Below are 1,694 nucleotides of genomic sequence, written 5' to 3' on the forward strand. Positions count from 1 at the left end.
GTCGCCGCTGTCGCCGGTGCGCGCTCCCGGGATGCCGGAGCGCCCGCCCGGCTCGCCGGACCGGGCGAGCTCGTTCTCGATCCGGGTGAGCCGGTCGAGCATGTCGGTCGCGTCCCCGCCGCGCTCCAGGATGGTGCGCAGCGCGTCCATCAGGGCCAGCCACTGGTCGCGGTCCAGGGTGACGTGATCGGCGAGCTGGTTGGCCGTGGCGGGCGGGAACAGGCGCTGGGCGACGGCGACCACCTTCGTCACCTCGGCCGGGTTGAGCCGGTCCGGCCGCCCCCGGATGTAGGAGACGAGGTCCTTCAGGCTGATCAGGGTCACCCCGTCGATCGCCCCGTCGCTCCACAGGACGCCCGCCTCGGCCATGATCAGAATTGGTCGGACCGGGACTTTGACCATCGGCAGGGCGTCGCGGATCTGGTTGCGCACCTCTTCCCCGAGCCATCTGGTCAGGTCGAGCGGCTTCTTCAGGGACTGCCCGTCGACCTTCGCGCCGTCCTTGGAGTAGCGGACCGTCCCGGGGGAGGCGTCGCTTTTCATCACCATGACGCCGCCCGGCCCGACCAGCAGGTGTCCGATACTCGCCTCGGAGTGGGCCACCCGACGGTCGTGCATCACCACGTAGCCGTACCGGCGCAGCCTGTTGACGATACGTGCCGTCTTGCGCTCGGATTCGGCGCCTTCACGCAGCGCCTCGATCTCGGGCACCGGATCGAACGAACGGCCGATCACCACCAGCGGCCAGCCGAGCTGGACCACCAGGTACGCTGCCACCGCGACGGACACCGGCAGCCGCAGGCCCGAGACGGCCAGCACCGCGAACACCACCGCGATGGGGAAGGCCCGTAGCGCGGCCCGGGGCACGGTGTAGGCAAGCCGCTCGCGGCGCATCTGCGCCTGCTGTTCCCGGGCTCGTCGGTAGGCCACCTCCAGGGAGTGGCCGGGACGGTCGCGGGTGTGGCCGCGCAGCGGGCTGCTGCTCCTGATCGGGCTCTTGATCGTGCTCGCCATCATGTCCACCGTGGATCGTGGGGTCGTGGTCCGGAACCTGAATCATCAGCGGTCGTGGGCGTGCCGGCGCGGCAGAGCGCAGACATGTTACGGGCCGCACTGATGGTGCAGCCAGAGCGCGTCCTCGGACAAGGGAATCCCGAAACCGGTCCAAATTTTCCAGAGGCGGTGAGACGTTGATCCTCACTTTATCTTAGATGATCATTCCTGGCCCGCGCCTGGCCCGCGCCTGGCCGGGCGGTGCCGGCCGGCATGGCCCGGGCCCCGCGCTGGCCCCGTCCGACCGGCGATCGGCTGCGCCTGGGCGGTGCGAAGAGGAAGGTGAAGGGCCAAAGGGGTGAAATGACTCGCTGCGGATCCCGGCGGGGCTGGCGGCGGTGGGCCGGTTCGGCGTGCAAGTTACCAATGGGTAGCGATACGCTCCCACCGTCGGTAGAAGACTGGAGGATGTGTGAGACTCGCTATCGGCGGAGTGATCGTCGTTGTTGCTCTCGCGGTGGCCGGACGCCGGTTCCACTGGCTGTTCAGGCTGATCCGCCAGGGACAGCCCGCTGCCGGCCGGCTCGACGGGGCGGGCCAGCGGCTGTGGAGTGAGATCAGCGAGGTCGGTGCCCAGCGGAAGCTGCTGACCTGGACGGTCCCCGGGCTCGCGCACGCCTTCACCTTCTGGGGATTCACGG

1 protein-coding gene and 1 pseudogene are annotated in these 1,694 nt (G+C 69.6%); one reads left to right on the forward strand and one right to left on the reverse strand.

Annotation, left to right across the window (positions count from 1 at the left end):
* Window positions 1-1,017: nuclease-related domain-containing protein (locus NBW84_RS16240; RefSeq protein WP_250285597.1), on the reverse strand; the 1,017-nt coding region annotated here is incomplete at its 3' end.
* A gap of 448 nt (window positions 1,018-1,465) precedes the next feature.
* On the opposite strand from NBW84_RS16240, the pseudogene NBW84_RS16245 reads away from it, so the two are divergent.
* A pseudogene (locus tag NBW84_RS16245) lies at window positions 1,466-1,694 on the forward strand (Fe-S oxidoreductase); the annotation flags it as partial.

The sequence above is a fragment of the Protofrankia sp. CiP1_Cm_nod2 genome (genome assembly GCF_920664355.1).
Classification (GTDB): Bacteria; Actinomycetota; Actinomycetes; order Frankiales; family Frankiaceae; genus Protofrankia.